The sequence below is a fragment of the Novosphingobium sp. ES2-1 genome (genome assembly GCF_015169775.1).
Classification (GTDB): Bacteria; Pseudomonadota; Alphaproteobacteria; order Sphingomonadales; family Sphingomonadaceae; genus Novosphingobium; species Novosphingobium subterraneum.
Window position 1 is genome coordinate 1,260,023 of sequence record NZ_CP063445.1, and the last position, 26,766, is coordinate 1,286,788.

Consider the following 26,766-nt stretch of genomic DNA (forward strand, 5'->3'; position numbering starts at 1 on the left):
GCTGCCGTCGCGTTTTGCCATCATCCTTCGACAGGCTCAGGATGAGCGGATTTTTGCGATTAGAGGTGCCCTGTGAGTCTCGCTGACAAGGATCGCATCTTCACCAACGTCTACGGCTTCCAGCCGTGGAACCTTGCCGCTGCGAGGGGGCGCGGGGACTGGGACAATACCAAGGCCCTGATGGAGCGCGGGCAGGACGCGATCATCGAGGAAATCAAGGCCTCGGGCCTGCGCGGTCGTGGCGGTGCGGGCTTCCCGACTGGGATGAAGTGGTCGTTCATGCCCAAGGAGAGCAAGGACGGCCGTCCGAGCTTCCTGGTTATCAACGCCGACGAGTCCGAGCCGGGCTCGTGCAAGGACCGCGAGATCATCCGCCACGATCCGCACAAGCTGATCGAAGGCGCGCTGATCGCGGGCTATGCGATGCGTGCGCGCGCCGCCTACATCTACATTCGCGGCGAATATATCCGCGAGGCCGAGACGCTGTTCGCCGCCGTGCAGGAGGCTTATGACGCCGGCCTGATCGGCAAGAACGCCAGTGGTTCGGGCTACGATTTCGACGTCTTCGTCCATCGCGGTGCGGGCGCCTACATCTGCGGCGAAGAGACCGCGATGATCGAGAGCCTCGAAGGCAAGAAGGGCCAGCCCCGCCTCAAGCCGCCGTTCCCGGCGGGTGCGGGACTCTATGGCTGCCCGACAACGGTCAACAACGTGGAATCGATCGCGGTTGCGCCGACGATCCTGCGTCGCGGCGCTTCGTGGTTCTCCTCGTTCGGGCGCGAGAACAACAAGGGCACCAAGCTCTTCCAGATCAGTGGCCACGTGAACCGGCCCTGCGTGGTCGAGGAAGAGATGAGCGTCCCGTTCAGCGAGCTGATCGAGAAGCACTGCGGCGGCATCCGTGGCGGCAAGGACAACCTTCTCGCCGTGATCCCCGGCGGCTCATCGGTTCCGCTGGTTCCGGCGGCCGAAATCTGGGACGCGCCGATGGACTTTGATGGTCTGCGCGCGCTGGGTTCGGGCCTTGGCACCGCCGCCGTCATCGTCATGGACAAGTCGACCGACATTGTCCGCGCGATCAGCCGCCTGTCGTACTTCTACAAGCACGAGAGCTGCGGCCAGTGCACGCCGTGCCGCGAAGGCACCGGCTGGATGTGGCGCGTGATGGAGCGCCTGCGCACGGGAGATGCAGACGTCGAGGAAATCGACATGCTGTTCAACGTGACCAAGCAGGTCGAAGGCCACACCATCTGCGCACTGGGTGACGCGGCCGCTTGGCCGATCCAGGGCCTGATCAAGCACTTCCGCCCTGAGATCGAGCGCCGGATTGCCGAGAACGCTCGGCCAGAACTGTCAGAGGCAGCAGAATAATGCCTAAAGTCAAAGTCGACGGCGTAGAGCTCGAAGTCCCGGCAGGCGCTACTGTCCTGCAGGCGTGCGAGCTGGCCGGCAAGGAAATCCCGCGCTTCTGCTATCACGAGCGGCTGAGCATTGCCGGCAATTGCCGCATGTGCCTGGTCGAAGTGAAGCCCGGACCGCCAAAGCCGCAGGCGTCCTGCGCGCTGCCCGCCACGGAAGGCCAGGAAATCCGCACGGATTCCGAGATGGTCAAGAAGGCGCGGGAAGGGGTGATGGAATTTCTCCTGATCAACCACCCGCTCGATTGCCCGATCTGCGATCAGGGTGGCGAGTGCGACCTTCAGGACCAGTCGGTCGCCTATGGTCGTGGTGCCTCGCGCTATCACGAGAACAAGCGCGCGGTGACCGAGAAGTACATGGGCCCGCTCATCAAGACGACGATGACGCGCTGCATCCACTGCACCCGCTGCGTGCGCTTCAGTGAAGAAGTGGCGGGCGTGGACGAGATCGGCGCGCTCTATCGCGGCGAGACGATGCAGATTTCCACCTATCTGGAAAAGGCTGCGGCGCACGAGCTTTCCGCCAACGTGATCGACCTCTGTCCGGTCGGTGCTCTGACGAGCCGCCCCTATGCGTTCGAAGCGCGTCCCTGGGAGCTGAAGAAGACGCTGTCCATCGACGTTTCCGACGCGCTGGGATCAAACATCCGGCTCGACAGCCGTGGCCGCGAAGTGCTGCGCATCCTGCCGCGCGTCAACGACGACGTGAATGAGGAATGGCTGTCCGACCGTGGCCGCTACATGGTCGACGGACTGACCCGCCGCCGTCTCGACAAGCCATGGCTGCGCCGTGACGGCAAGCTGGTCGCCGCGACCTGGGCCGAGGCGTTCGAGGCTGTTGCGAAGATCAATCCGGGCTCGTCGGTGGCGGTCATCGCGGGCGATCTGGTCGATTGCGAGACGATGTTTGCGGCCAAGAAGTTGGCAGGGGCCTTGGGTTCCACGCTGCTTGAAGGCCGTCAGACCGGCATTGCCTATGACACGTCGAACCTTGCGGCAGTGAACTTCAACTCAGGCCTCGCTGGCATCGAGGATGCGGACGCGGTGCTGATCGTGGGTTCGATGATCCGCGACGAGGCGCCGCTGCTCAACACCCGCCTGCGCAAGGCGGTGAAGAAGGGCGCGAAGGTGTTCGTGGTCGGTCCGCAGTGGGACCCGACCTATCCGGCGACGTTCCTGGGTGATGATCTGGCGGTGCTGGGCAACCTGCCAGCCGAAGTCAGCGATGCCTTCGGTGCGGCGCAGAAGCCCGCGATCATCATAGGCGGCGCGGCTCTGGGCAAGGGCGCGCTTGCTGCTGGTCTGGCCTTTGCCGAACAGTTCAATCTGGTGCGTGAGGGCTGGAACGGCTTCAACGTCGTGCACATGGCAGCAAGCCGCATGGGTGGCTTGATGCTCGGCTACGCGCAGACGGGCGGCCTCGCCGATCTGGTTGCGGCCAAGCCGAAGATGGTCATCTCGCTGGGTGCGGATGAGGTGGACTTTACAAAGTTTGCCGACAGCATGATCGTGCATATCGGCCATCATGGTGACAAGGCGGCGCACGCTGCCGATGTGATCCTGCCTGCCGCCGCGTTCAGCGAGAAGGACGGCACTTACGTCAACACCGAAGGCCGCGTGCAGTATGCGGAGAAGGCTGTGTTCGCACCCGGCGATGCGCGCGAGGACTGGACGATCCTGCGCGCCATGGCCGACGCGCTTAGCGTTTCGGTCGGCTTCGACAGCTTCGAGCAGCTTCGCGCGGCGATGGTGGCTGAAGTTCCGGCGCTGGGCATAGAAGGTCTGGCCGATTATGGCGCTCTGCCCTCGGCTCCCGCTGGTGCCAGGGCTGAGGGTGTGATCGCGGGTTACCCGATCAAGGATCGCTACCTGACCAACGCCATCGCCCGTTCCAGCCCGACGCTGCAGCGCTGTTCGGCGGAACTGCTCCACGGGACAAGCTTCGCGGAGGCCGCGGAATGACCGAGTTCTTCATGGGTCTTGGCCTCTCGTACGAGTGGGCCTGGGGCATTGCCACCATCTGCGGGATCCTGCTGATCGCGTTTCCGCTGATGCTCGGCGTTGCCATGATCATCTATGCCGACCGCAAGATCTGGGCGGCGATGGCGCTGCGCAAGGGGCCGAACGTGGTGGGTCCGCTGGGCCTGCTGCAGTCGTTTGCCGACGGCCTGAAGGTGTTCCTTCAGGAAACCATCATTCCTTCGGCGGCGAACAAGGGCCTGTTCCTGATCGCGCCGATCATCACCTTCACCGTTGCGCTGATGGCTTGGGCGGTGATCCCGTTCAATTCTGGCGCGGTGCTGGCCAACATCAACGTCGGCCTGCTCTACGTGCTCGCGATTTCGTCGCTGGGCGTTTACGGCGTAGTGATCGCGGGCTGGTCGTCGAATTCTAAGTACCCGTTCTTCTCGGCGATGCGCGCCTCGGCGCAGATGATCTCCTACGAAGTCTCGATCGGCTTCATCCTGATCTGCGTGGTGCTGTGGGCGGGGACGTTCAACCTGAACGACATCGTCAAGGCGCAGCAAAGCCACGTGTGGATCATCAACGGCTTCGTCGCGAACCCGCTGCTGTTCCCGATGTGGGTGATGTTCCTGATCTCGGGCATGGCCGAAACCGCACGCGCGCCGTTCGACCTGACCGAGGCGGAATCGGAGCTGGTGGCGGGCTATCAGACCGAATACTCGTCGATGGCCTTCGCGCTCTACTGGCTCGGCGAATATGCCAACGTGCTGCTGATGTGCGCGCTGAACGCCGTGCTGTTCTGGGGCGGATACCTGCCGCCGCTCGACATTCCGGTGCTCTACCTCGTGCCGGGCTTCGTGTGGCTCCTGCTCAAGATCCTGTTCTTCTTCTTCATCTTCAGCTGGGTGAAGGCGACCGTCCCGCGCTATCGCTATGACCAGCTGATGCGCCTGGGCTGGAAGATCTTCCTGCCCGTATCGCTGCTGTTCGTGTTCCTCGTCAGCGGCTACCTCATGGCTACCGGACACTTCGCATGACCGTCGGACAGCTCATCAAGAGCTTCACCCTTTGGGAGTTCGTGAAGGCGCACTGGCTGACCTTGAAGTATTTCTTCAAGCCCAAGGCGACGATCAACTACCCGTTCGAGAAGAACCCGCTTTCCCCGCGCTTCCGTGGTGAACATGCCCTGCGCCGTTATCCCAACGGCGAGGAGCGCTGCATCGCGTGCAAGCTGTGCGAGGCGGTGTGCCCGGCGCAGGCGATCACGATCGAAGCCGAACCGCGCGAGGACGGCAGCCGCCGCACCACGCGTTACGACATCGACATGACGAAGTGCATCTTCTGCGGCTTCTGCCAGGAAGCCTGCCCGGTCGATGCCATCGTCGAGGGGCCGAACTTCGAATACGCGACGGAAACGCGCGAGGAGCTGCTCTACGACAAGGCCAAGCTGCTCGCGAACGGGGACAAGTGGGAGCGGGCGATAGCCGCGAACCTTGAAGCCGATGCGCCGTATCGCTAGGGGGCCGCGCTGATGATCCAGGTATTCGCCTTCTATCTCTTCGCCACGCTCTGCATCTTCAGCGGTGCGGTGACGATTCTTGCGCGCAATCCGGTGCATTCGGTGCTCTGGCTGATCCTCGCGTTCTTCAATGCCGCCGGCCTGATGGTGCTGGTGGGCGCCGAGTTCATCGCGATGCTGCTGGTCATCGTCTATGTCGGTGCGGTTGCGGTGCTATTCCTGTTCGTCGTGATGATGCTCGACATCGACTTTGCCGAACTGCGCGCCGGATTCATCAAGAACTTCCCGCTCGGTTTGGCGCTGGCCGTCGTGCTTTTCGTCGAGCTGTTCGTCGGCCTGATCGTGCGCGGCGCGGGTTCGGTTGCGCTGGGCAAGGCCGATGGCTCGGCCGCGCCGCTGGCCGAAGCCTCGAACATCGAGGCAATCGGTGCACTGCTCTACAGCCGTTACCTGTTCCTGTTCGAAGCGGCGGGCATTGTCCTGCTGGTTGCGATGATCGGCGCGATCGTGCTGACGCATCGCCAGCGCACCGACACGCGTGGCCAGAACGTCTCGAAGCAGAACGCACGTCGCCCGGAAGAGGCGACCGTCAATCTCCAGCCGGAAGTGGGCAAGGGGGTCCAGATCTGATGATCGGCATCGAACACTACCTCGTCGTCAGCTCGATCCTGTTCGTGCTGGGCGTGCTTGGCATCTTCCTCAACCGGAAGAACGTCATCATCATCCTGATGGCGATCGAACTGATCCTGCTTTCGGTGAACCTCAACCTCGTCGCGTTCAGCGCGTTCCTGCACGACCTTGTCGGCCAGGTCTTCGCGATGTTCGTGCTGACGGTGGCTGCGGGCGAGGCAGCAATCGGGCTTGCCATTCTCGTCATCTACTTCCGTGGCCGCGGCACCATTGCCGTCGACGATGTCAACCGGATGAAGGGCTGAACCAATGTCTTCCATCCTGATCATTGTATTCCTGCCGCTTCTGGCAGCGATCGTCGCAGGCCTCGGCAACAAGAAGCTGGGCGCAGTTCCGGCCAAGGTGGTGACCACTGGCGCGCTGTTCATCTCGTGCGCGCTGTCCTGGCCGATCTTTATCTCTTTCCTGGGCGGAACGGCCGAGGCAAGCGTCACTCCGGTGCTGCACTGGGTCAAGTCGGGCGCGCTCGACTTCGCATGGGCGCTCCGGGTCGACACGCTTACGGCAGTCATGCTGGTGGTCATCACCAGCGTCTCGGCGCTCGTCCACCTGTACTCGTGGGGCTACATGAGCGAGGAGCCGGATCAGCCGCGCTTCTTCGCCTACCTGTCGCTGTTCACCTTCGCCATGCTCATGCTGGTGACGGCGGACAACCTCGTGCAGATGTTCTTCGGTTGGGAAGGCGTGGGTCTTGCCTCCTACCTTCTGATCGGCTTCTGGTTCCGCAAGCCTTCCGCCAACGCCGCCGCTATGAAGGCCTTCGTGGTCAACCGCGTCGGCGACCTCGGCTTCATGATGGGCATCTTCGGGACGTTCCTGGTGTTCGGCACAGTGTCGATCCCGGCGATCCTTGAAGCCGCGCCCGGCATGGCCGGCTCGACCATCGGTTTCCTTGGCTACCGCTTCGACACGATGACCGTGCTGTGCCTGCTGCTGTTCATCGGCGCGATGGGCAAGTCGGCGCAGCTTGGTCTGCACACGTGGTTGCCTGACGCGATGGAGGGCCCGACTCCGGTATCGGCGCTGATCCACGCTGCCACCATGGTGACAGCGGGCGTGTTCATGGTCTGCCGTCTGTCGCCGATGTTCGAAGTCAGCCCAACGGCGCTGTCGTTCGTGACCTTCATCGGCGCGATGACGTGCATCTTTGCGGCAACCGTCGGCACGACGCAGACCGACATCAAGCGCGTGATCGCCTATTCGACCTGCTCGCAGTTGGGCTACATGTTCTTTGCGGCAGGTGTCTCGGCCTATGGCGCGGCGATGTTCCACCTGTTCACCCACGCCTTCTTCAAGGCGTTGCTGTTCCTGGGTGCCGGTTCGGTGATCCACGCGATGCACCACGAGCAGGACATGCGGTACTATGGCGGCCTGCGTAAGAGCATTCCTCTTACCTACTGGGCGATGATGATGGGCACGCTGGCGATCACCGGCGTCGGCATTGTCGATGTGTTCGGTTTTGCAGGTTTTTACTCGAAGGACGCGATCCTTGAGGCGGCCTATGCCAAGGGCACCGAACTGGGGCACTTTGCCTTCTTCATCGGTATCTTTGCAGCGCTGCTGACCAGCTTCTATTCGTGGCGTCTGGTGTTCCTGACCTTCTTCGGCAAGCCGCGCTGGGAGCAATCCGAGCATATCCAGCACGCGGTACACGATGCTCATGGGCATGACGATCATGCTCACGGGCACGATGACCACGCTCATGCGCATCATCATGACGAGCACAGTGACGGCACGGCAGGCTATCACCCGCATGAAAGCCCGCTGAACATGCTTGTGCCGCTCGGCGTGCTGTCGCTGGGTGCCATCTTTGCCGGGTTCGTGTTCCACCATGCCTTCATCAGCGAAGGTACGGGCGAGTTCTGGAAGGGATCGCTGGTCTTTGCCGAGCATACGCTTCACGCGATGCACGCAGTGCCGACATGGGTTAAGTGGGCGCCGTTCGCGGTCATGGCCACCGGCCTGCTGATCGCCTGGTACGCCTATATCAAGAACACGAAGTTCCCGGCCGCCTTCGTCGAGCAGTTCGGGTTCCTCTACAAGTTCCTGCTCAACAAGTGGTACTTCGACGAGCTTTACCACTACCTCTTCGTCGTTCCGGCGATGTGGCTTGGCCGCGTGTTCTGGAAGGTTGTCGACCAGGGCGTGATCGATCGCTTCGGCCCGAACGGTGCCGCTTGGGTCGTCGCTCAAGGCAGCCGCGCCGCCGCCAAGCTCCAGTCGGGGTATCTCTATAGCTATGCGCTGGTCATGCTCGTCGGCCTTGTCGGCGCGATCAGCTGGGTGATCGCACAATGACCGGTTTTCCGATCCTCTCGCTGATGCTGCTGGTGCCGCTGGTTGCGGCAGTGGCCTGCCTTGTCGTTCCTCGTGAACAGGCGCGTTCCGTTGCGCTTGTCGCCACTTTGATCGACTTCGTTCTGGGCGTGATCCTCTGGGCGCAGTTCGACATCGGCGGCGCGCAGTGGCAATTCACGGAAAGCGCCGCGATCTTCTCGGGCTTCTCGTGGAAGCTCGGCATCGATGGCATCGCGCTGCTGCTGATCGCGCTGACGGTCTTCCTGATGCCGATCTGCATCGGCGCCAGCTGGACCTCGATCGACAAGCGCCAGGGCGAGTATTACGCGGCGTTCCTGCTCATGGAAACGCTGATGATCGGCGTGTTCGCGGCGCAGGACCTGTTTCTGTTCTACATCATGTTCGAGGCCGGCCTGATCCCGATGTACCTGATCATCGGCGTGTGGGGCGGGGCGGAGCGCATCTACGCCAGCTACAAGTTCTTCCTCTACACGCTGCTCGGCTCGGTGCTGATGCTGATCGCGATGTTCTGGATGGTAAACGAAGCCGGCACGACCGACATCCCGACGCTGATGGCCTACAACTTCCCGGTGCAGGCGCAGACCTGGCTGTGGCTGGCCTTCTTCGCGAGCTTTGCCGTGAAGATGCCGATGTGGCCGGTCCACACCTGGCTGCCTGACGCGCACGTGCAGGCGCCCACCGGCGGTTCGGTGATCCTTGCGGGTGTCCTGCTGAAGATGGGTGGCTATGGCTTCATCCGCTTTTCGCTGCCGATGTTCCCCGAAGCCTCGGCGCAGTTCGCGCCGCTGATCTTCGGCATGTCGATGGCGGCCGTGGTCATCACCTCGCTGATCGCGTTGGTGCAGCACGACATGAAGAAGCTGATCGCCTATTCCTCGGTCGCGCACATGGCGATCGTGACGATTGGCCTGTTTGCCTTCAATCAACAGGGTCTCGAAGGTTCGATGCTGATCATGCTGAGCCACGGCCTGGTTGCAGGCGCGCTCTTCCTCAGCGTGGGCGTGATCTATGACCGTCTGCACACGCGCGAAATTGCGCGCTATGGCGGCTTGTCGATCAACATGCCGTATTACGCGGTGTTCCTGCTGCTGTTCACGATGGCCTCGATCGGGCTTCCGGGTACGAGCGGTTTCGTTGGCGAGTTCCTGTCGCTGATGGGCGTCTACCAGATCTCGAGCTGGGTTGCCCTGATTTGCACCACCGGGATCATCCTTGGTGCGGCATACATGCTCTACCTTTATCGTCGCATTGCCTATGGCGAGCAGAAGAACGCCGATGCCGCCGCGATGCTCGATCTCGACAAGCGCGAGTGGGCGATGATGGTGCCTCTTGCTGCCGTGGTGCTGTGGATGGGCGTCTACCCTGAGAGCTTCATCGCGCCGATGCGCAAGGACATTGCCGCGCTCGATGCGCGCCTCGCGCAAGCCAAGCCCAAGGGCGATGCGCAAGTAACTGCTGGAAAGCCGATGGCTGCTGCCCATTCTGAACATGAAGCCGCGCACGGGGAGGCACACTGATGGACTTCGCCCGTTCGCTCGCTCTCACCTCACCCGAAATCCTCCTTTCGGTTTCGGGTCTGGTGCTGCTGCTGATCTCCGCCTGGGGCGGTGACAAGGCCTCGCGCCTGATCTCGATCCTTGCCGTTGCTGTCCTGACGGTTTGCGCCATTCTTACTGCGCCTGCACTGTGGGGGCAGGCGATGGGACCGGACGTGATCGCATTCGGTGGGCAGCATCGCGCCGATGCCTTCGCCGCGTTCGCCAAGTTGCTGATCTACGCCAGTGCTGGCGTGACGCTGATCGTTGCGCAATCGTTCTTCGACAAGGCTCGCGCAATGCGTGCAGAATTCCCGCTGCTGGTGCTGTTCGCCTCGCTCGGCATGGGCATGATGGTGTCTGCAGGTGATCTGCTGGCGCTTTACATCGGCCTCGAGCTGAACAGCCTTGCGTCCTATGTGTTGGCTTCGTTCCTGCGCACCGACGAGCGGTCGGCGGAATCCGGCCTCAAATACTTCGTGCTTGGCTCGCTGGCTTCAGGTATACTGCTGTTCGGCATGAGCCTGACCTACGGCTTCACCGGCACGACCAGCTTTGGCGGGATCAATGCTGCGCTTGCGGGCGGCCTGTCGACCGGAGCGACGTTCGGCCTCATTTTCGTGCTCGCAGGTCTTGCCTTCAAGATCAGCGCGGCGCCGTTCCACATGTGGACGCCCGACGTTTACGAAGGCGCGCCGACGCCGGTAACGACGTTCTTCGCCACTGCGTCGAAGGTCTCGGCGCTGGGCCTGCTGGTGCGCGTCAGCTTCGAGGCTTTCGGTAGCCAGCCGCATGCCTGGCAGCAGGTCGTGATCTTCGCTTCGCTGCTGTCGATCGTTATCGGCGCGCTGGGCGCGATCGGCCAGAACAACATCAAGCGCCTGATGGCCTATTCGTCGATCAACAATGTCGGCTTCATCCTGATTGGGCTTGCGACGGCAACGCGCGCCGGTGCTTCGGCGATGCTTGTCTACATCGCGATCTATGTGGCGATGTCGATTGCCGGTTTCGTGGCGATGCTGCTGCTGCGCGACGAGAACGGTGAACAGGTCGAAGCGATCTCCGACCTGGCTGGCCTTTCGAAAACGCGCCCCTGGATTGCCTTTGCCATGGCGTCGGTGATGTTCAGCCTCGCCGGTATTCCGCCGCTGTTCGGCTTCTGGGGCAAGTTCGTGGTGTTCCAGGCCGCAGTGCAAGCCGACATGATCGTGCTCGCCGCGATCGGCATCGCTGCATCGGTGATCGGTGCGTTCTACTACCTCAAGGTTGTCAAGGTCATGTACTTCGACGAACCGGCGGATGTGGTGAAGGGCGCTGGCGAGACTTCGCATACCGTGCTGCTGGTGCTGTCGAGCCTTGCGATCTCGCCGCTCGGCTACCTTGGCACCAAGTGCCTCGATACACTCGCGGGATACGCTGCCGCAGCGCTGTTCCCGGTCGGCTGATCACTTGATCGAAACCGTCGCCGAAATTCCCTCGACCAATGGTGCGCTGCTCGCGCGCCTTGGCGGGGGAGAGGCGTTGGCCGAAGGTGACTGGCTGGTTGCTGACCGGCAAAGCGCTGGGCGCGGGCGCGCAGGGCGGGCGTGGAGCGACGGCTTCGGGAACTTCATGGGTTCGACGGTCGTCAACCTTCGTGGTTCCGATCCGTTGCCCCAGACGCTGGCTCTGGTTGCCGGGCTGGCTGTGCACGAGACGGTCAGTGCCATCGCTCCGACACTGGCTGATCTCTGGCTGAAGTGGCCGAACGACCTGCTTGTTGGTGATGCAAAGCTGGCGGGCATTTTGCTCGAGCGGCAGCGTGATGCGGTGGTCATCGGAATTGGCGTAAACCTCGCGCAAGCACCCCAAGTACCTGACCGGTCGACGGCGTCGCTGAGCGATTGCGGCATCGACATTTCCCGCGACCGGTTCGCCGCCGATCTGGCTGCGCGGCTTGGCGATGCAGTTGACCGGTGGCACTACGGCGAATGGCCGCTGCTGCGCCAGCAGTGGATTTCCCGCACCTTGCCCACAGGGACGCTTGTTTCGGTCAAGGATAGCGACCACGGCACCATCATGGGTGCGTTTGCCGGTATCGATGATGACGGCGTCGCCCTTCTTCGCTTGGCGGACGGAGCGGTCCGTGCCATCCACGCGGGCGACATAGATATGGTGGGAACTCATGCTTCTGGCGGTTGACGTCGGCAATACCAACATCGTCTTCGCACTGTTCGAAGGTCGCGAGATCAAGTCACGCTGGCGTGTTGCGACTGATCCACGCCGCACGGCTGACGAGTACGCAGTGTGGCTGTTGCAACTCATGCAATTGCAGGGTTTTGACCGAAAAGCCGTGAGCAAGATCATCATCTCGACAGTTGTGCCGCGCGCGCAGCACAACCTCGAGGTGCTCTCGCAAAAGTACTTCGGGCTCGATCCGCTGATCGCAGGGCAGGCTCCCGTGGAATGGGGCTTCGAGGCAGATGTCGACGAGCCGCGCTCACTTGGCGCAGACCGTGCCGTCAATACCGTGGCGGCCCACGCCAAGTATGCTGGTGACCTGATCGTCGTCGATTTCGGCACGGCCACGACATTCGACGTGGTAGACTTCAATGGTGCCTACAAGGGCGGGATCATCGCACCCGGGATCAACCTGTCGCTCGATGCGTTGGTGACGGCAGCCGCAAAGCTGCCGCGCATTGCAATCGCGCCGCCGCGAGGCAACGACCGCCGGGTCATTGGTCGCAACACCGAAGACCAGATGCAGATCGGCGTGTTCTGGGGCTATGTCGCAATGATGGAAGGCCTGATCGCGCGGCTGCGTTCAGAGATCGGTCGCCCGGCCAAGATCATTGCTACGGGCGGCCTGGCCGTGCTGTTTGACGAACATACCGAGATTTTCGATCACGTGGATACCGATCTTACCCTCGACGGCCTCGCGATCCTTGCTGAAAGAGTGTCTGATTCGTGAAGCCTGCCAAGGAACTCCTCTTCCTCGCCCTTGGTGGCTCGGGCGAGATCGGGATGAACGTCAACCTTTATGGGTGTGACGGCAAGTGGCTGATGGTCGACCTCGGCATGACCTTCGCCGACCCGTATTACCCCGGGATCGACCTGGTTTTTGCAGACCTCGATTTCATTGAGCAGCGTCTCGATGACCTTGTCGGTATCGTCCTGACGCACGCGCACGAAGACCATATCGGTGCCGTGCCGTACTTCGCGCAGGACCTTGGCGTACCGCTTTATGCGACGCCTTTCACGGCCAAGCTGGTGCATGAGAAGCTGGTCGAAGCGGGGATCGAGGAAGAGGTCGAGCTCAACGTCATCGACCACCTTGATCGCTTCGAACTGGGGCCGTTCGGCATTCGCTACGTGCCGCTGGCGCACTCGATTGCGGAAGGCAATGCGCTGCTCATCGACACCCCGCATGGTCGCATCTTCCATACCGGCGACTGGAAGCTGGACGACGAACCGCGCATCGGCACCCCGGCGACCGAGGAGGAATTGACCGCGATCGGTGACGAGGGCGTGCTGGCGCTGGTCTGCGATTCCACGAACGTGTTCAATCCCAAGCCATCGGGTTCGGAAGGCGAAGTGCGGGCGGGGTTGCTCGAGGCGGTTGGCGCGCAGAAGGGGCGTCGCGTCGTCGTCACCACATTCGCTTCCAACGTGGCGCGCCTCCAGACGCTCGGTGAGGTGGCCGAGGCTACCAATCGGAAGTTGTGCGTTGCGGGCCGCTCGCTCGACCGTATCATCCGCGTTGCGCAATCGTGCGGCTATCTCAAGAACTTCCCTGATCTGGTCCATGTCGACGATGCAATGGACGTGCCGCGCGGCGAACTGCTCGTGCTGGCGACAGGCGGGCAGGGTGAGCCGCGCGCAGCATTGGCTCGCATTGCCGGCGATCAGCACCCGGTGCGGCTTGAGAAGGGCGACGTGGTCCTGTTCTCCAGCCGCCAGATCCCGGGAAATGAACTTGCCATCGGGCGCATCCAGAATGCGCTGGTAGAGAAGGGCGTGCGGATCGTGACTGACCGACAGTCAATGATCCATGTCTCGGGCCACCCCGGTCGCCCTGAACTGGTGGCGCTGTATGACTGGATCCGGCCGGAGATCCTCGTGCCCGTCCACGGCGAAATTCGTCACATGGCCGAGCAGGCGCAACTGGGCCTGGACGAAGGCATTCCCAAGGCGATCCTGCAGAAGAACGGCGATTTGATCCGGCTTGCACCCGATGGCCCGAAGAAGCTTTCGGAAGAACGCGCTGGACGTCTGGTGCTCGACGGCGACATCATAGCCCCCGCCGATGGCGAGGGCGTCGTGGCGCGGCGCAAGCTTTCGCAGAACGGACTGATCACGGCGGCGCTTGCGGTGCGGCACGATGGGCAACTGGTTTCTGACGTGGAGATCGCCTCGATCGGCATTCCGTTGGACGAAGATATGGAGGCCTTCGTGGCCGAGGCCAAGGTCGAGGCATCACAGGCCGTGCGGAACCTGAAGGGCGATCGCAAGCGGGATCGCGTGGCCGTGGCAGAAGCCGTCAGGCTGGCGGTCCGTCGCACCGGACAACGCTGGTCGGGCAAGAAGCCGGTCGTGCAAGTGCTGCTGCGGGAAAGCTGAACCCATGAAGATCACGTCGATCATTGCGATTTACGGGCTGTTCTGGGTGATGGCGGCGTTTATCGTCCTCCCGTTCGGTGTGCGCACGCATGACGAGCTCGGGCAGGAGAAGGTGCTCGGGCAGGCCGACAGTGCGCCTGGCAACTTCAATCCGCGCAAGATCGCGATCCGTGCGACGATCCTTTCGGCCGCGATGTTTGCGTTCTTCTATGCGAACTATTTCAATGGCTGGATCACCGTGGCCGACCTCGATTTGACGACCTACTTCCCGCACTGACTGTGGCTGGGGGGGCTGGAACGAGTGGGGAGACAAGACAGCGTCGGATAGACCCGGCGCTGGCATGGCTGCTGGTCCTCGCGCTTTTCTTCCGAATTCCGATCTCGCTGTTCACCGTCTATCACCACGCGGACGAGATATGGCAGTATATCGAGCCGGCCTACGGCTTGATAACTGGCGACTGGATCCGCACCTGGGATATCCGCCTCGGCATTCGCAGCTGGTTGATCCCGCTGGTCATGGTCGGGCCGGTCTGGCTTGGGCATGCGCTCGATCCCGCTGGCGAGTTGCACCTGGTCCTGCAGCGCCTGTGCATGGCGGTGGCATCGTTGGGGACGGTCTGGGCCGGGTGGTCGCTTGGCGCGCGGATCAGCCGGACACATGCGATAACGGCCGGGTTCGTTGCCGCGGTCTGGGTGGACTTTGCCTACTTCGCCTCGCGCACTTCGAGCGATACTTTCTCGGTCCTCGCCATTCTGCCGGGATTGGCGCTGCTGGTTCGGTTTCGGGACCAAGGCAATCGCCGCGACGCGCTGATCGGCGGGTTCCTCCTGGGTCTTGGCTTCATCATGCGGTTTCCGCTCGGCCCGGCCCTAGCAATCCCGTTTCTGTGGGCCGGACGGTTTGAACTGCGTCGCGCATGGCTGCCGCTGCTGGTCGGCGCAACCGGCGGTGTGCTGTGCGACGTGCTGGCCAACCTTGCCATGGGCGAGATGCCGCTGGTCTGGATCTACAACAATGTCTTTGCCAATGTCGTCGCCAACCGCAGCCATGCCTATGGGGTCGAGGCACCGGAATGGTATCTGCAGGTACTGATCTGGCAGTGGCAGTGGATCGCAGTAGCGCTGGTGCCTGCCCTCCTGTTCGGGGCGAGGCGCTATCCCATGCTGGTGGCAACGGCAGCGGCAGTGATCGCCATCCATTCGGCAATCGGCCACAAGGAGTATCGCTTCATACTGCTTGCAGTGCTGCTGCTGATACAGGTGGCCGCCATCGGTTCGGTCGATCTTGCGCAGCGCCTGGCCGCCAGGCGCAAGCGGGAGCTGGGCCGGATAGGCCTTGTTCTCGTCCTTGGCCTGTGGCTGGCGGCATCGGTGCAAGTGGCGGCGACAGAGCCTTTCGTGATCAACTGGGGTGTTGGCAAGGCGCCGCTGCGGGCTATGCGGACCGTGCGCAGCCAGCCGAACTTCTGCGGGCTGGCAACCTATCGCATCCGTGACGTGCCGTTCGTCTCGCGCGCGGTGCTCAACCGCAAGGGGCAGACGCTGTTGATCGAGGGGCGGCAGGCTCCCCGTATCGCGGCGCAGGCGCAGGCGCGCTACAACGTTGCGGTGGCACCGGCCGAACACATGGGGGAGTTGCCGCCAGCCTATCGCTTCGTCGGCTGCATGTCGCCGAAAAAGCCGCTGTTCGAGCAGCAGTACTGCGTATTCCGGCGGGAAGGGCCGTGCACCGAACCGGCGGGTGATCTCGATTACAACGCGGTGCTGGTCCGCATCGACAAGTAGCGGTCAAACGCCTTCCAGAGCATAGCCAGCCGAGCGCACTGTGCGTACGGGATCGGCCGCACCGGGGATGGCAATGGCCTGACGCAGGCGGCGGATGTGGACGTCGACCGTGCGCAGCTCGATGTCGCTGCCGCTTCCCCAAACCGCGTCGAGCAACTGTCCGCGCGAGAATACGCGACCGGGATGTTCCATGAAGTGCTTGAGCAGGCGAAACTCGGTCGGACCGACCTTCATCGGTGTGCCGCGACGCATGACGCGGTGTGCTGTCGGGTCGAGCGACAGATCGCCGACCGTGATCGTCTCACCAGCCAAGGCCGGGCGCACCCGGCGCAGGACTGCGCCGACGCGGGCGATCAGCTCGCGCGGGGAGAAGGGCTTGGTGACGTAATCGTCCGCGCCGATCTCAAGCCCGCGGATGCGATCGTCTTCGTCAGAGCGGGCAGTGAGCATGATGATCGGAACGTGCGCCGTCTCCTTGTTGCGACGCAGCCGGCGGCATACTTCGATACCGCTGGTGCCACCGATCATCCAGTCGAGCAGGACGAGGTCGGGGGCATCCTCGGCGGCGAGAAGCAGGGCCTCGTCACCGTCGTCGGTGGTGCGCACGTCGTAGCCTTCGCCGCGAAACCGGTATTCGACCAGTTCGGCCAGGGCGGTGTCATCTTCAACCAGCAGCAACTTCGGAGCAGGCACGCAAACCTCCTTGACGGTCAGTTTGCCAAGACACGACCAATGTTACCGCCTTGTGACGAAACCCCAAAAGGGCCTCATGCTGGCGGCAGCACTTCCTCGCGATCCGGCAGGTTCATGCCCGTGGCGGCATAGTAGACCATTTCGGCGATGTTGGTGGCATGGTCGCCAATGCGCTCGATATTGCGTGCGACGAACAGGAGCTGGGCAGCGCTGCTGATCGTGGCGGGGTTTTCGACCATGAACGAGACGAGGTTGCGGAAGATCGAATCGTAGAACGCATCGACCTTGGCATCGCGCTGGACGATCTCGGCCGCGGCAACAGGATCGCGCGCGGCGAACGCTGTCAGCACGTCGTGAACCATCTCTGCGGCGAGGTCGTTCATCGCCGGAATCAGGGTCAGCGGTTCGAAGCGCTTGCGCCCTTCGATGATGCCGACGCGCTTGGCGATGTTCTTGGCGTAATCGCCGATCCGCTCGATCACGCCAGCGATCTTTAGTGCGGCGATGACTTCGCGCAGGTCATCGGCCATTGGCGCGCGCAGGGCAAGGACGCGGATGGCGAGCTTGTCAACTTCGGCTTCGAGCTGGTCGATCCGCTTGTCGCGCGCGATTACGCCGGCGGCGAGGTCATGGTCGCCACGCAGCAGCGCATCCATCGCCTCGGACACGGACAGTTCAGCAAGGCCGCCCATTTCCGCGACAAGGCCGCGCAGCCGGGTGATGTCCTCGTCGAAAGCCTTGACGGTATGTTCGGCCACCATGTCTTCCCCTTACCCGTAACGTCCGGTGATGTAGTCCTTCGTCCGTTCCTCGCGCGGATTGGTGAAGATATCGGAAGTCTTGCCGTATTCGACGATCTTGCCAAGGTGGAAGAACGCCGTCCGCTGCGATACGCGCGCAGCCTGCTGCATTGAATGGGTGACGATGACGATGGCATAGCGGCCACGCAACTCGTCGATCAGCTCCTCGATCCGCGCAGTGGCGATGGGGTCCAGTGCCGAGCAAGGCTCGTCCATGAGGATGACTTCGGGATCGACGGCGATGGCGCGGGCGATGCACAGGCGCTGCTGCTGCCCCCCGGAGAGCGCGGTGCCGCTGTCGTTCAGGCGATCCTTCACCTCGTCCCACAGGCCGGCCCGGCGCAGCGACTGCTCGACGATCTCGTCAAGCTCGGCCTTGCTGCCGGTGATGCCGTGGATCTTGGGGCCGTAGGCGATGTTTTCGTAGATCGACTTGGGGAAGGGGTTCGGCTTCTGGAATACCATGCCAACGCGGGCGCGTAGCTGCACCACGTCCATGCCGGACTTGTAGATGTCCTCGCCGTCGAGCAGGATATCGCCTTCGACCCGAGCGCTGGCGATCGTGTCGTTCATGCGGTTGAGCGTGCGCAGGAACGTGGACTTGCCGCAGCCCGACGGGCCGATGAACGCGGTGACATAGCGCTGCGGAATCTCGATGGACACGTCGTCAATCGCCCGCTTCTCGCCGTAGAACACCGAGACGTTCTTTGCGCTCATCTTCGACGGCGCATCGAGGTAGGGCTTGTCGTCCTGCTTCACTGCAGTCTGGATCGCTTCAGCGTTCATTTTACCACCGCTTTTCGAAACGGTTGCGCAGGTAGATCGCAAGACCGTTCATCAGGAGAAGGAAGACGAGCAGGACGACGATCGCCGCGCTGGTGCGCTCGACGAAGCCGCGGTCGATCTCGTCGGACCACAGGAATATCTGTACCGGCAGCACCGAGGAAGGCGCGGTGAAGCCGGAAGGCGGGCTGGCCACGAAGGCGCGCATGCCGATCATCAGCAGTGGCGCGGTTTCGCCCAGCGCACGGGCCATGCCAATGATCGTGCCGGTGAGAATACCGGGCAGGGCGAGAGGCAGCACGTGGTTGAACACCACCTGCACCTTGCTGGCCCCGATGGCGAGCGCGGCATCCCGAATCGACGGCGGCACTGCCTTGATCGCATTGCGGCCGGAGATCACGATGACCGGCATGGTCATCAGCGCCAGCGTCATGCCGCCGATCAGCGGGGCAGAGCGATAGTGCGGGAAGATGGCCAGGAACACGGCAAGGCCAAGCAGGCCGAAGATGATCGATGGCACTGCCGCCAGGTTGTTGATCGAAATCTCGATCCATTCGGTCCAGCGGTTCTTCGGCGCATATTCTTCGAGGTAAAGAGCCGACAGCACGCCCACCGGGAAGGCTAGGACGAGCGTGATGAACATCGTCAGGATCGAGCCCTTGAGGGCGCCCCAGATGCCTACTGACTGCGGGCTGGTGGCATCCGACCGGCTCAGGAAGCCCTTGTCGAACACGCGGACCAGCTTGCCTTCGCTTGCCAGTTTCCCGGCAAGCTGCTGCGTTTCCGGTTCACCTTCGCCGCGCTGTGCAGAAGCAAGGTCGTCGCTCGCAGGGAGCGAGGCGCTGTAGGTGCTGCCCAACAGCGAGGGATCCGCGATAATGGCAGTTGCGACCTCACGCCAGGCACCCTGGCCGACAAGGTCGTCGGCTTCGGGGCCGAGCGCGGTCTTCGCAGCATTGCCGACGACCTTCTCCAGCCCTGCAAGTTCCAGCCCGCCCATGGGATCGGGCTGGGCAAGGCGCTTGGCGTCGATCTGCATCGAGCCCGCCAGCGGAATGTCGAATCGCACTTCGCTGCGCTGGAAACCGGCAATGCCCGCCGAGCTCATGTTGATCAGCAGGAATGCCAGCATCAGCGCCGAAAAGGCGACAGCGACAAAACCGAGCCAGCGAAAGCGCCTGTCGGCGGCACGGCGCTTCGCCAGCCCCTTGTCCATCAGCGCCCGCCTGCGCGCCTGCACGTCTGAAGTGGTCTCGGTCATCGCAGGCTCACTCATAAGCTTCGCGGTAGCGCTTCACCACGCGCAGGGCGATGAAGTTCAGCGTGAGGGTGACAAGGAACAGGACCATGCCGAGCGCAAACGCAGAGAGTGTTGCGGGATGGTCGAAGCTGCCTTCGCCGGTCAGCATGGCGACGATCTGGAACGTCACCGTGGTCATGCTTTCAAACGGGTTGGCGGTAAGGTTGGCTGAAGCGCCTGCAGCCATGACGACGATCATGGTTTCGCCGATGGCGCGGCTGACCGCGAGCATCACGCCGGCGACGATGCCGGGGAGGGCGGCGGGGATCAGCACCTTGCGGATCGTTTCCGAAGTGGTCGCACCCATCGCAAGACTGCCGTCGCGCATGGCCTGCGGCACGGCGGCGATGGAGTCGTCGGCCATCGAGGAGACGAACGGGATGATCATCACGCCCATGACAAGGCCCGCAGCCACGGCGCTTTCGGTCGATGCGCTGGATATGCCGATGGCCTGCGCCGCGTCGCGCACCATCGGGGCAACGGTGAGAGCCGCGAAATAGCCGTAGACCACCGTGGGCACGCCGGCGAGGATTTCGAGCAGCGGCTTCAGCACCTTGCGCACGCCGCTGCTGGCATACTGCGTGAGGAAGATCGCGCTCATCAGGCCCAGCGGGATGGCGACGATCATGGCGATGATCGCGCCGATGTAGATCGTGCCCCAGAACAGCGGAATCGCGCCATAATCGGCTCCATCCGGCGTGCCTGAACTCATCGGGTCTGGCGACCAGTGCGTGCCGAACAGGAAGTCCAGCGGCGAGACCATGCCGAAGAAGCGCACGGTCTCGAACACCAGACTGACGATGATCCCGATCGTTGTCAGGATCGCCACCAGCGAGGCGATCAGCAGCAGCGCCATGACCGCGCGTTCGACGCGGGTACGGGCGGTAAAATCGGGCTTGAGGCGCAGGAATGCAAATGCGCCACCGGCAAAGGCGACGAGGATCGTCACGACAAGACCGATGGAGTTATAAAGCGTGATCGCCGCGCGGAACGGGGCGACAAGCCCCTGCGCTTCCTCGTTGAACACTCCGAAAGCGCGGCCTTCGGCAACGGCCCTGGCTTCTGCCAGCATCGTCTCGCGCTCGAACCCGAACCCGGGCAGCAACGAGGCGGCCGGGTCGGCCAGGACCTGCCCGGTGATCAGCGTCGGGCTGATCGCGTTCCACAGCACGGCAAAGAGCAGGGCTGGCACGCCGATCCACAGGGCGACGTACCAGCCGTGGAAGTTCGGCAGCGAGTGGAGGCGCACCCCGGGCGCCGCCTTGCGGAAAGCCCAGGCGCGCGAGCGTGCCGCCAGCCAACCGAACAGGCTCAACCCGAAGGCGAGCAAAAGCAGGATGGATGACGACATGGCCCCCGACTTACTCCAATTCTTACTTCAGCTGCGAACCATCAAGGACCGGCAGGTCGGCAACAGCCTTCGCGCTCCCCGCTAGCACATCGTCAGGTGCAACCACCATGCCGAGCTTGGCAAGCGCGCCATCCTTGCCCCACAGCTTTGACCATTCGGTGACAAAGCCCTGCAGGCCGGGAATTGCCTTGAGGTGCGCCTTCTTTACATAGATGTAGAGCGGGCGGGCACCGGGATAGGAAAAGTCCGAGATCGTCGCGTAGGTCGGCTCGACGCCCTTCATCGTCAGGCCCTTGATACGGCCCTTGTTCTCTTCGAGGTAGGAATAGCCGAAGATGCCGATGGCCTTCGGGTTAGCCTCGATCTTCTGGACGATCAGGTTGTCGTTTTCACCAGCGTCGACGTAGGCGCCATCATCGCGCACTTCGCTGCAGACTTTGTCGTGCTTGTCCTTGTCGCTGTCCTTGAGCGCCTTCATCTCGGCGTTCTCGTCGCAGCCCTTGGTCAGGATCAGTTCCTTGAGGGCATCGCGCGTGCCCGAAGTCGACGGCGGGCCGTAGACGAGGATCGGCTCGTTCGGCAGCGAAGGATTGACGTCCTTCCAGGTCTTGGCGGTGTTGGGCTTGCCATAGGGGTTCTTGGCGAGGGCCTTGTAAACGTCTTCCGGGCTTAGCGCGATGCCGGGGCCGCCTTGCGCTTCGGCAAAGGCAACGCCGTCAAGACCAACCTGGATTTCGACAATGTCCTTCACGCCGTTCTTCTGGCAGTCCTCGAATTCGGACTTCTTCATGCGGCGCGACGCATTCTCGATATCGGGGTGCTGTGCGCCGACACCTGCGCAAAACAGCTTCATGCCGGCGCCGGTGCCCGTCGATTCGATGATCGGCGATTTCAGCGAGGGATCGGACTTGGCCAGCGATTCGGCAACGGCCTTCGCGAAGGGGTAGACGGTGGAAGAACCGACGGCGCGAACCTGATCGCGGGTAGCGGCTTGCTGGCCTCCGCAGCCGGCCAGGGCAAGCGCGCCAAGGGCAGCAGCGGAAAGCGAAATCGTGCGAATCTTCGACATGGGTCTTTGGCCTTCATCCGTGTTGGCAAAGGCCCAATGCGACGGTTCCATGACAGGTTTATGACAAGGCTGGAAATGCGCAGTCAATCTGCGGAAACATTCGCCGTCGGCGCCAGCGGGATTCGCACCGTGACGGTTGTGCCAACTCCCAAGGTCGAAGCGATATCCAGCTTGCCGCGATGGCGTTCCACGATGTGCTTGACGATGGCGAGACCAAGGCCCGTGCCGCCAGCGGCACGGCTGCGTCCAGGATCGGTGCGATAGAAACGGCGGGTCAGGTAGGGCAGGTGATCTGGGTGGATGCCTTCGCCCTTGTCGGTCACGACAAGTTCGGCCTCGCTCCCATGGACGGCAAGGTCGACACTGACCGGCTGTGTCGGGTCACCATATTTCAAGGCGTTGTCGATCAGGTTGCGGACAAGCTGATCCAGTTGCTGACGATCGCCAAGCACCACACCTTCGTCGGCGCGCACCACGACCCGGCCTTCGCCGACGGTCATGGCAGTTTCGCTGGCGATGCTGCCCACCATCTGGCCCAGATCGATGCGATCGCGCGGAAGCTCGTGCTTCTCGGCCTCGATCCGCGAGAGCGACATGAGATCTTCGACCAGGCTCTGCAGCCGACGAGCTTCGCGCAGCACTGTTACGTGGAATTTGGCGGTCGTTGCCTCGTCGACCTTGGCATCCGGATCGGCAAGCGTTTCGATATAGCCGATGATCGAGGCGAGAGGCGTGCGCAGCTCGTGACTGGCGTTGGCGACGAAATCGGTATGCGAGCGGCTGATGTCGGCTTCAGCGGTGCGGTTGACCATTTCGATCAGCGAGAACCGCTCGTCGATCGGCACGCGGCTTACCTGCCAGATGGAGCGTGCGCCCGTCAGCCCTCGTACGAGTGCGCGGCCCTGCGGCTTCTTGAGCAGGTTGATGGCTTCTGGATGGCGCAATGCCACGCGGGCATCCTGCCCGACGATATGCGCGCCCAGTTCCTCTCGCGCAGCGGCATTGGCCGCGGCGATGCGCTGGCCATCAAGCATGAGAACAGGAAGGCCGAACGGCTCGACCAGTTCGATCATCGCCTGACGCGACACGCTGCCATCGTCGCGATCGAGCGTCTCGACCACCGGTTCGGGGCGCGCCAGCCACAGTGTTGCGAGCCAGACGACGAGCACAGCGAGCGACATCCAGAATCCGGTGCCGCCCAAAAACATCACGACGGCTGCGCAGAGCGCAACGAATATGCTGGGAAGTGGCAGCGACAAACCCTTCATCGAATCATGCCGTGTGGATTGTTGTTGCCCGCGAATCGCCGATCCATGTGTCGGCTTCGTTGCAGCGCGGATAGGCGAGAGCAGGTGGGGCGCGCAAGCGCGCGGCGTGCAATGTCACATTTGGTCTTTGCGACGCGCGTGCCGATGAATTTGAAATTCCCACCACGAACGGTGGTGACCCCTACGGGAATCGAACCCGTGTTTCAGCCGTGAGAGGGCCGCGTCCTGACCGCTAGACGAAGGGGCCATTCCGCTGGAAGGCCTTGGCGTTGCGCTGCCGCTTCACCTCCCGAAGGAGGGAAGCAAGTGGTGACCCCTACGGGAATCGAACCCGTGTTTCAGCCGTGAAAGGGCCGCGTCCTGACCGCTAGACGAAGGGGCCACTGGGCTTGCGCCGCTGGGCAGGTCCGCGCCTCTAAGGGGAGGATGGCGGGGCGTCAAGCGGCGAATTGCAGAAAAATTTCAGTCGGCGAATGCAGCGTCCTCCACATGGAGTTCTGCGGCGGGGCGGCTGCCCCAGTCATCGATCTTTGCACGCCCCGCCAGCCAGAACTGTCGGCCTCGCGAACCGTGCAGCAGCGTCTGGCCCATTTCGCTCTGCGCAGCGCGGAAGGCGATCGCCTTGAAGGAGTTGCCGTCGGCGCCTGCGGCCACCATGCGCACGTGATCGGCGCCGACGAGATCGCATTTCACCAGTCTTACCGGACCAACTGCTACACGCGGGCCGGGCCAGCCTATTCCGAAGGGGCCGGCCGCCTCTAGGGTTTCGACCAGCGAGGGGCGCAGGCCGCCGGGCGCCAGCGACAGATCCAGCAGTAGCGATTGAGCGTCTCGTGCCCCGGTTACATCGCGCGCGAGTCGCTCGTCCAGCCAGTCTGCCAGAGCATTGAGCCGCGACGGATCGATCGTCAGGCCGCAAGCCATGGCATGCCCGCCCCCTGCCACGAGCAGTCCGGCCTCGCGCGCGGCTATGATTGCAGCGCCCAGGTCCACCCCGGCGATGGATCTGCCCGAGCCTTTGCCCATGCCTGCTTCGTCAGCATCAAGCGCGATCACCAGCGAGGGCTTGCCGGTCTTTTCCTTGATTCGCCCGGCCACGATGCCGATCACGCCGGGGTGCCAGCCGCGCCCGGCCAGAACCATGACCGCACGGTTATGCTGCGCGGCGATCTGTGCTTCGGCCGCTTCCTGCACTTCCTGCTCGATCGCGCGCCGTTCCTCATTGAGCCGAGACAGCTGCGCCGCAATTTCCCGAGCCTCATCCGGGTCCTGCGTTGTCAGCAGGCGCACTCCGAGCGTTGCTTCACCCACGCGGCCGCCTGCGTTGATTCGCGGGCCCAGTGCAAAGCCGAGGTCACTGCATGTGGGCGCGCGCGACAGGCGACTGGCGTCAATCAGCGCCGACAGGCCAATATTTTCGCGTCGCGCCATGATCTTCAGACCCTGAGCTACCAGCGCGCGGTTGAGGCCCTTTAGCTGGGCCACGTCGGCTACGGTGCCGAGAGCAACGAGATCGAGCAGGCCCATGAGGTCTGGCGCCTTGCGGCCTTCGAAATATCCGCGCCCCCGCAGTTCGCGGACGATGGCAACGGCCAGGAGGAAGGCAACGCCCACTGCGGCAAGATGGCCGTGCGCGGCGGCCTCGTCACATTCGTCGAGCCGGTTCGGATTAACCAGGGCGACTGTCCGGGGCAGTTCGGGCGGGCATTTGTGATGGTCGACAACGATCACGTCGACCCCGGCCTGCGCTGCCGCCTCAAGCGCCTCGTGCGCCATCGCTCCGCAATCGACGGTGACGATCAGGTCGCTACCTTGCTGGGCCAGACGGACGAGCGCTTCGCCTGAAGGGCCGTAGCCTTCGAGCAGGCGGTCGGGGATATAGTGGCCTGCGCTCACGCCGAGACCTCGCAGCAGCAGGATCAGCAGCGCTGCGCTGGTCGCGCCGTCGACGTCGTAGTCCCCGTAAATCGTGATCTGCTCGTTGCGCTGGATGGCATCGGCGATGCGGTGGGCTGCTTCGTCCATGTCCCGGAACAGCGAAGGATCGGGCAGGAAATCGCGCAAAGTCGGGCGGCGATGGCGTTCGAGATCATCGGGCGAGACGCCACGCGAAAGCAGCAATTGGGTAACAATGGCCTCCTCGCCGTCTCGGGCGCTGCCGCTTTGCCCAAAGTCCATGTTGCCTCCGCGCCAGCGCCAGGCCTGGCCCGAAAGAGATCGTGTTATCGCAGTGACCGGAATCATGATCTTGCGCTATACCATGGGGCTCCCTGCGGAAAGGGGAAGGGAGTGTGCGGTGGCGCACCGGCCAGCAAGAGCCCCCGACGCATAAGGTCGCATCGAATCCGTCGCGGCGGTTGTCTGCCGCAAGTCCTTGAGGAGGATGCAGGAATGCGTGTGATGACCGGTTACGTGATTGCAAGCGGACTGACGCTTGGCGGTATTGCTGCTGGAGTCGTGGCGCAACAGGCGACCGCTCCCGTTGCCAGATACGAGATGCGTGCCGAGACGATGTCGGGGTTTGGCGGCATGGGCGCTGGCAGTGGCGGTGCTGGCGCGGCCCTGGCGATGGCCATGGGAGGGACGCCAAAGGCCCAGCACATGCTGTGGCTCGATCTCGGAACGTCCCGTGCGGCAGCGGACGGCAAGCCGAAAGCCGAACACTTCATGCCGGCCGGCGCCAAGCTCGGGAAATCGGTGCTGCTCAAGACACCTGTCAGCAAGCCCGCCGAACCGGGAACGACGGAGTTCCAGCGACCCAAGGGCCGAATGCTGATCTTCTGGGGCTGCGGCGAACACGCGCCGAAGGGTCAGCCGGTAGTCATCGATTTCAGCAAGCTTGCCGCGGGGCAGATCCCCCCGGGCCTATGGACCACGGCCGCCCCGATCGACCGCTGGGTCTCGCCTTCGTCGGCGAGGACCTACGGCACATGGCCGAGCGATGACGGCAAGTCCGCCAAGCCGGATTCATCCCTCATCGGCGCTCACCGTGTGGTTTCGAACTACTCGCCGGAACTGGCGTTCAACCTGGCCAAGGACTTCATGGCCCCACTCAACGCCTCGAATAGCGCAATGGGCACTGGCGCCACCTTGCTGCGTTGGGGTGCAGTTCCCGACGCCACAGGCTACTATGCGATGATCATCGGCGGGAAGCAGGCGCCCAAGGGTCAGGACATGGTGGACATCGTATGGTGGTCGTCGAGCGCCACGCGTCAATTCGGCGGAGGATTGTCGGATTGGCTGGCACCGTCGACGGTTGCGAAACTGGTGGCCGAAAAGACGGTCATGTCTCCGCAGACCACAACGTGCAGTGTCCCTGCAGAAGTCAAGGCGGCGGCGCCTGACTACATGTTCGGAACGCTCCATGCCTATGGGCCGGAAGAATCCTTCGCCTATCCTCCTCGTCCGGCAGATCCGAAGGCCAAATGGGTGCCGGAATGGACGGCGCGTATCCGCCATCGGTCCAGCACAGGCTTCCTTGTCGGGGTAGAAGGCTTTGGAGGGGCCGCCGCGAGCCAGCAGGATGCGCCCAAGCCGCAATGCAAGCCCAAGAAGAAAGGGCTGGGCGGCTTGCTGGGGGGCGCGATCGGCGGCGCCATCGGTGTGCCCGGCACTGGCGGGGATGGCTGCTAAGCGATGACAGGTGGCCTCGCGATCATCTGGCACAGCCGC

At 63.1% G+C, this 26,766-nt stretch carries 23 protein-coding genes and 2 tRNA genes; 15 read left to right on the forward strand and 10 right to left on the reverse strand.

Translation table 11 applies throughout. The annotated features are described in order from the left end of the window. Positions 1 to 72: 72 nt before the first annotated feature. Genes nuoF through IM701_RS06030 form a run of 14 tightly spaced genes read left to right on the forward strand, consistent with a single transcriptional unit; the run spans position 73 to position 15,830 of the window. On the forward strand, positions 73 to 1,371 hold the full coding sequence (gene nuoF, locus IM701_RS05965) for an NADH-quinone oxidoreductase subunit NuoF (protein WP_193828084.1): 1,299 nt from the start codon (positions 73 to 75) through the stop codon (positions 1,369 to 1,371). Next, positions 1,371 to 3,380 carry an NADH-quinone oxidoreductase subunit NuoG gene (gene nuoG / locus IM701_RS05970; protein ID WP_193828085.1) on the forward strand — a complete coding sequence of 670 codons (2,010 nt, stop codon included), beginning with the start codon at positions 1,371 to 1,373 and terminating at the stop codon, positions 3,378 to 3,380. Before nuoF ends, nuoG begins: the two co-directional genes overlap by 1 nt. Further along, positions 3,377 to 4,420 carry an NADH-quinone oxidoreductase subunit NuoH gene (nuoH, locus tag IM701_RS05975; protein ID WP_039331349.1) on the forward strand — a complete coding sequence of 348 codons (1,044 nt, stop codon included), beginning with the start codon at positions 3,377 to 3,379 and terminating at the stop codon, positions 4,418 to 4,420. Before nuoG ends, nuoH begins: the two co-directional genes overlap by 4 nt. Further along, the gene (gene nuoI / locus IM701_RS05980; protein WP_039331348.1) at positions 4,417 to 4,902 is read left to right on the forward strand and encodes an NADH-quinone oxidoreductase subunit NuoI; all 486 of its coding nucleotides are present in this window, start codon (positions 4,417 to 4,419) and stop codon (positions 4,900 to 4,902) included. Before nuoH ends, nuoI begins: the two co-directional genes overlap by 4 nt. A 12-nt stretch (positions 4,903 to 4,914) precedes the next feature. Next, entirely contained in the window at positions 4,915 to 5,532 is a 618-nt protein-coding gene (locus IM701_RS05985) for an NADH-quinone oxidoreductase subunit J (RefSeq protein WP_039331347.1), read from the forward strand. Continuing rightward, positions 5,532 to 5,837 carry an NADH-quinone oxidoreductase subunit NuoK gene (nuoK, locus tag IM701_RS05990; protein ID WP_011445933.1) on the forward strand — a complete coding sequence of 102 codons (306 nt, stop codon included), beginning with the start codon at positions 5,532 to 5,534 and terminating at the stop codon, positions 5,835 to 5,837. The genes IM701_RS05985 and nuoK overlap by 1 nt, the downstream gene beginning before the upstream one ends. A gap of 4 nt (positions 5,838 to 5,841) precedes the next feature. Next, positions 5,842 to 7,890 carry an NADH-quinone oxidoreductase subunit L gene (gene nuoL, locus IM701_RS05995; protein WP_193828086.1) on the forward strand — a complete coding sequence of 683 codons (2,049 nt, stop codon included), beginning with the start codon at positions 5,842 to 5,844 and terminating at the stop codon, positions 7,888 to 7,890. Next, positions 7,887 to 9,428: an NADH-quinone oxidoreductase subunit M gene (locus tag IM701_RS06000; RefSeq protein WP_193828087.1), complete on the forward strand. Its 1,542-nt coding sequence runs from the start codon at positions 7,887 to 7,889 to the stop codon at positions 9,426 to 9,428. Before nuoL ends, IM701_RS06000 begins: the two co-directional genes overlap by 4 nt. Further along, on the forward strand, positions 9,428 to 10,891 hold the full coding sequence (gene nuoN, locus IM701_RS06005; RefSeq protein ID WP_193828088.1) for an NADH-quinone oxidoreductase subunit NuoN: 1,464 nt from the start codon (positions 9,428 to 9,430) through the stop codon (positions 10,889 to 10,891). Before IM701_RS06000 ends, nuoN begins: the two co-directional genes overlap by 1 nt. 4 nt (positions 10,892 to 10,895) lie before the next feature. Beyond that, positions 10,896 to 11,627 (forward strand): biotin--[acetyl-CoA-carboxylase] ligase, encoded by a 732-nt coding sequence (locus IM701_RS06010; RefSeq protein ID WP_193828089.1) that lies wholly within the window; start codon positions 10,896 to 10,898, stop codon positions 11,625 to 11,627. After that, positions 11,611 to 12,396 (forward strand): type III pantothenate kinase, encoded by a 786-nt coding sequence (locus tag IM701_RS06015; RefSeq protein WP_039331337.1) that lies wholly within the window; start codon positions 11,611 to 11,613, stop codon positions 12,394 to 12,396. The genes IM701_RS06010 and IM701_RS06015 overlap by 17 nt, the downstream gene beginning before the upstream one ends. Then, positions 12,393 to 14,045 (forward strand): ribonuclease J, encoded by a 1,653-nt coding sequence (locus tag IM701_RS06020; protein WP_062342126.1) that lies wholly within the window; start codon positions 12,393 to 12,395, stop codon positions 14,043 to 14,045. The genes IM701_RS06015 and IM701_RS06020 overlap by 4 nt, the downstream gene beginning before the upstream one ends. Positions 14,046 to 14,049: 4 nt before the next feature. Further along, complete coding sequence (locus tag IM701_RS06025; protein WP_039331332.1) at positions 14,050 to 14,322, forward strand: DUF1467 family protein; 273 nt, start codon at positions 14,050 to 14,052, stop codon at positions 14,320 to 14,322. 2 nt (positions 14,323 to 14,324) lie between these two features. Continuing rightward, a complete protein-coding gene (locus IM701_RS06030) occupies positions 14,325 to 15,830 on the forward strand; it encodes a glycosyltransferase family 39 protein (RefSeq protein WP_193828090.1) in 1,506 nt (501 codons plus the stop codon). A gap of 3 nt (positions 15,831 to 15,833) precedes the next feature. Here IM701_RS06030 and phoB read toward each other — a convergent pair whose 3' ends face one another. From phoB to recJ, 10 genes are all read right to left on the reverse strand, one after another. Next, positions 15,834 to 16,523, reverse strand: coding sequence for a phosphate regulon transcriptional regulator PhoB (phoB, locus tag IM701_RS06035; RefSeq protein WP_039331331.1), 690 nt, complete (start codon positions 16,521 to 16,523; stop codon positions 15,834 to 15,836). A 74-nt stretch (positions 16,524 to 16,597) separates the two neighbouring features. Continuing rightward, positions 16,598 to 17,284 (reverse strand): phosphate signaling complex protein PhoU, encoded by a 687-nt coding sequence (gene phoU, locus IM701_RS06040; RefSeq protein WP_039331329.1) that lies wholly within the window; start codon positions 17,282 to 17,284, stop codon positions 16,598 to 16,600. A gap of 9 nt (positions 17,285 to 17,293) precedes the next feature. Beyond that, positions 17,294 to 18,109 carry a phosphate ABC transporter ATP-binding protein PstB gene (pstB, locus tag IM701_RS06045; RefSeq protein ID WP_193828091.1) on the reverse strand — a complete coding sequence of 272 codons (816 nt, stop codon included), beginning with the start codon at positions 18,107 to 18,109 and terminating at the stop codon, positions 17,294 to 17,296. 1 nt (position 18,110) lies between these two features. After that, positions 18,111 to 19,367, reverse strand: a complete 1,257-nt coding sequence (gene pstA, locus IM701_RS06050; protein ID WP_230487819.1) for a phosphate ABC transporter permease PstA — start codon at positions 19,365 to 19,367, stop codon at positions 18,111 to 18,113. Positions 19,368 to 19,374: 7 nt separating this feature from the next. Beyond that, the gene (pstC, locus tag IM701_RS06055) at positions 19,375 to 20,757 is read right to left on the reverse strand and encodes a phosphate ABC transporter permease subunit PstC (protein WP_062342132.1); all 1,383 of its coding nucleotides are present in this window, start codon (positions 20,755 to 20,757) and stop codon (positions 19,375 to 19,377) included. Positions 20,758 to 20,779: 22 nt separating this feature from the next. Then, positions 20,780 to 21,826, reverse strand: coding sequence for a substrate-binding domain-containing protein (locus IM701_RS06060; protein WP_082734345.1), 1,047 nt, complete (start codon positions 21,824 to 21,826; stop codon positions 20,780 to 20,782). An 83-nt stretch (positions 21,827 to 21,909) separates the two neighbouring features. Next, positions 21,910 to 23,007 carry a cell wall metabolism sensor histidine kinase WalK gene (locus tag IM701_RS06065; protein ID WP_230487820.1) on the reverse strand — a complete coding sequence of 366 codons (1,098 nt, stop codon included), beginning with the start codon at positions 23,005 to 23,007 and terminating at the stop codon, positions 21,910 to 21,912. Between the two features lie 259 nt (positions 23,008 to 23,266). Continuing rightward, a tRNA-Glu gene (locus IM701_RS06070) sits at positions 23,267 to 23,341 on the reverse strand. A 60-nt stretch (positions 23,342 to 23,401) separates the two neighbouring features. Then, positions 23,402 to 23,476, reverse strand: a tRNA-Glu gene (locus tag IM701_RS06075). Between the two features lie 80 nt (positions 23,477 to 23,556). Further along, positions 23,557 to 25,338 carry a single-stranded-DNA-specific exonuclease RecJ gene (gene recJ / locus IM701_RS06080; protein ID WP_193828094.1) on the reverse strand — a complete coding sequence of 594 codons (1,782 nt, stop codon included), beginning with the start codon at positions 25,336 to 25,338 and terminating at the stop codon, positions 23,557 to 23,559. 156 nt (positions 25,339 to 25,494) lie between these two features. Here recJ and IM701_RS06085 point away from each other — a divergent pair, with 156 nt between their 5' ends. Then, positions 25,495 to 26,727: a hypothetical protein gene (locus tag IM701_RS06085; RefSeq protein WP_193828095.1), complete on the forward strand. Its 1,233-nt coding sequence runs from the start codon at positions 25,495 to 25,497 to the stop codon at positions 26,725 to 26,727. Positions 26,728 to 26,766 lie beyond the last annotated feature (39 nt).

Coding starts and splice junctions, on each gene's coding strand:
- nuoG (WP_193828085.1), top strand. CDS start 1,371: ATGCCTAAAGTCAAAGTCGACGGCGTAGAGCTCGAAGTCCCGGCAGGC.
- nuoH (WP_039331349.1), top strand. CDS start 3,377: ATGACCGAGTTCTTCATGGGTCTTGGCCTCTCGTACGAGTGGGCCTGG.
- nuoI (WP_039331348.1), top strand. CDS start 4,417: ATGACCGTCGGACAGCTCATCAAGAGCTTCACCCTTTGGGAGTTCGTG.
- IM701_RS05985 (WP_039331347.1), top strand. CDS start 4,915: ATGATCCAGGTATTCGCCTTCTATCTCTTCGCCACGCTCTGCATCTTC.
- nuoK (WP_011445933.1), top strand. CDS start 5,532: ATGATCGGCATCGAACACTACCTCGTCGTCAGCTCGATCCTGTTCGTG.
- nuoL (WP_193828086.1), top strand. CDS start 5,842: ATGTCTTCCATCCTGATCATTGTATTCCTGCCGCTTCTGGCAGCGATC.
- IM701_RS06000 (WP_193828087.1), top strand. CDS start 7,887: ATGACCGGTTTTCCGATCCTCTCGCTGATGCTGCTGGTGCCGCTGGTT.
- nuoN (WP_193828088.1), top strand. CDS start 9,428: ATGGACTTCGCCCGTTCGCTCGCTCTCACCTCACCCGAAATCCTCCTT.
- IM701_RS06015 (WP_039331337.1), top strand. CDS start 11,611: ATGCTTCTGGCGGTTGACGTCGGCAATACCAACATCGTCTTCGCACTG.
- IM701_RS06025 (WP_039331332.1), top strand. CDS start 14,050: ATGAAGATCACGTCGATCATTGCGATTTACGGGCTGTTCTGGGTGATG.
- phoU (WP_039331329.1), bottom strand. CDS start 17,284: ATGGTGGCCGAACATACCGTCAAGGCTTTCGACGAGGACATCACCCGG.
- pstB (WP_193828091.1), bottom strand. CDS start 18,109: ATGAACGCTGAAGCGATCCAGACTGCAGTGAAGCAGGACGACAAGCCC.
- pstA (WP_230487819.1), bottom strand. CDS start 19,367: ATGACCGAGACCACTTCAGACGTGCAGGCGCGCAGGCGGGCGCTGATG.
- pstC (WP_062342132.1), bottom strand. CDS start 20,757: ATGTCGTCATCCATCCTGCTTTTGCTCGCCTTCGGGTTGAGCCTGTTC.
- IM701_RS06060 (WP_082734345.1), bottom strand. CDS start 21,826: ATGTCGAAGATTCGCACGATTTCGCTTTCCGCTGCTGCCCTTGGCGCG.
- IM701_RS06065 (WP_230487820.1), bottom strand. CDS start 23,007: ATGTCGCTCGCTGTGCTCGTCGTCTGGCTCGCAACACTGTGGCTGGCG.
- recJ (WP_193828094.1), bottom strand. CDS start 25,338: ATGATTCCGGTCACTGCGATAACACGATCTCTTTCGGGCCAGGCCTGG.
- IM701_RS06085 (WP_193828095.1), top strand. CDS start 25,495: ATGACCGGTTACGTGATTGCAAGCGGACTGACGCTTGGCGGTATTGCT.